Origin of the sequence: Methylobacter psychrophilus (assembly GCF_025583945.1) — a bacterium.
Lineage (GTDB): Bacteria > Pseudomonadota > Gammaproteobacteria > Methylococcales > Methylomonadaceae > Methylobacter_C > Methylobacter_C psychrophilus.
The window spans coordinates 1-2,383 of record NZ_JAOEGU010000121.1 but is presented as its reverse complement, the minus strand read 5'-3'; the positions used below and the strand labels follow the sequence as shown (position 1 = coordinate 2,383).

Annotated in this window: 1 protein-coding gene; it reads left to right on the top strand. The window is 48.1% G+C overall.

Going from position 1 to position 2,383, the window contains the following annotated elements; translation table 11 throughout:
* Positions 1–122: 122 nt before the first annotated feature.
* The coding region (hsdR, locus tag N7974_RS20355; protein WP_262967361.1) for an EcoAI/FtnUII family type I restriction enzme subunit R at positions 123–2,383 on the top strand (2,261 nt) is incomplete at its 3' end.

Below are 2,383 nucleotides of genomic sequence, written 5' to 3'. Positions count from 1 at the left end.
CAACGTGCCGAACAACTGGCGCAACTTACCACTGCTCACAATGGCATAGAGCCTTATACCGACCTGCACCGCTTGGTGACTCTTCTTACTACCCTAAAAACCTAACGACTACAGCAGGAATCATGAGCAAAAAGACCTTAAGTGAGTCCGATATTTGTGCCAAGTACATCACGCCTGCTGTTATTCAGGCTGGATGGGACGAGGCTTTACAAATACGTCGAGAGGTTTTTTTCACCAAAGGCCGTGTGATTGTTCGTGGCAAGTTGCATACCCGTGGTGAACAAAAGCGTGCCGATTACATCCTGTATTACAAAGCCAATATTCCGCTTGCAGTCATTGAAGCCAAGGACAATAAACATAGTGTAGGTTCCGGTATGCAGCAAGCGCTTAACTATGCCGAAACACTGGGCATACCGTTTGTGTTTAGCTCCAATGGTGATGGTTTTTTACTGCATGACCGCACCGGACTGGCTGAAAAAACCGAGCAGGAATTAACCCTGGATGCCTTTCCTGCACCGGCGGAATTATGGCAACGCTATTGTCAGTGGAAGGGACTGGCAACAGCCGATGCCCGCCACACCGTAGAAATGCCTTATTACGATGATGGCAGCAGTCGCGCCCCGCGTTATTATCAGGCTACTGCGATCAACAACACCATCGAAGCCGTGGCCAAAGGCCAGCAACGCATTTTGCTGGTCATGGCGACCGGTACCGGCAAGACTTATACCGCGTTCCAGATTATCTGGCGCTTGTGGAAATCGGGCACTAAAAAACGCATCCTGTTTCTGGCTGACCGCAATATTCTGGTCGATCAAACCAAGAATAACGATTTTAAGCCCTTTGCCGCCGCCATGACCAAGATCAGCAAGCGTCAGATCGACAAGAGCTATGAAATCTATCTGTCGTTATATCAAGCCGTCACCGGCAACGAAGAAGAGCAAAACATTTACAAGCAATTCTCGCCGGATTTTTTTGATCTCATTGTCATCGATGAATGCCATCGCGGCAGCGCGGCAGAAGATTCGGCCTGGCGCGTCATTCTGGCCTACTTTTCATCGGCCACGCATGTCGGCTTAACGGCGACGCCCAAAGAAACCAAAGACGTGTCCAGCATTTTTTACTTTGGTGAGGCTGTCTACACCTATTCACTCAAACAAGGTATCGAAGACGGCTTTCTGGCGCCTTATAAAGTCGTCCGTATCGATATTGACAAAGACCTGCAAGGCTGGCGACCCAGTAAAGGTCAGCTGGATAAAAATGGTGAGTTAATAGAAGACCGCGTTTATAACCAGATTGATATGGATCGCACCTTGGTGCTTGAAAAGCGCACCGAACTGGTCGCCAGAAAAATCACTGAATTTCTGGTCGCGACCGATCCTTACGCCAAGACCATTGTCTTCTGCGATGACATCGACCATGCCGAACGTATGCGTCAGGCTTTGGTCAACTTGAATCCCGAACGGGTGCAAGAAAATCGTAAATACATCATGCGTATTACCGGTGATGAACTTGAAGGCAAGGCGGAACTGGACAATTTTATCAATCCCGAAGAACGTTACCCGGTCATCGCCACCACTTCCAAACTCATGTCAACCGGTGTCGATGCCCAAACCTGCAAACTAATTGTCTTGGATCAACATATCAAATCAATGACTGAGTTTAAACAGGTCATCGGGCGCGGCACCCGTATCAATGAAGATTACGATAAATACTGGTTTACCATCATGGATTTTAAAAAAGTCACCGAGCTGTTTGCGGATAAAGACTTTGATGGCGAACCGGTGATGATTTATGAGCCAAAAGGCGATGAATCCCCTGTACCACCAGAAGATGAACCTGAAATTATTTTCGATGAAAACGGTAATCCGGTGCTCGCCAATACAGGCGATGATGATTTCGCAACAACAGAAGAGGATGGCGTTGATTTTGGCGACGACAACCCCGGCACCAAGCGGATAAAATATGTGCTTGCCGATGTAACCGTCTATGTTATTTCAGAACGTGTGCAATATTACGGCCCTGAAGGCAAGTTGATTACCGAATCCCTTAAAGATTACACCCGTTCAACGGTGCGCAAGGATTATGCCTCACTCGATGACTTCTTGCGCCGCTGGAGCAAAACCGACCGTAAGGTTGCCATTCTGCAAGAGCTGGAAGCACACGGATTATTACTGGAAGCCTTGGCCGATGACGTGGGCAAAGACTTCGATGCCTTCGATTTGATTTGCCATGTAGCTTTTGATCAACCACCGCTGACCCGCCGCGAACGTGCCGATCAGGTAAAAAAACGCAATTACTTTACCAAATACGGCGACCAAGCTCGCCAGGTATTGGAAACCTTACTGGAAAAATACGCCGATACCGGTATTGAGAATATCGAAGA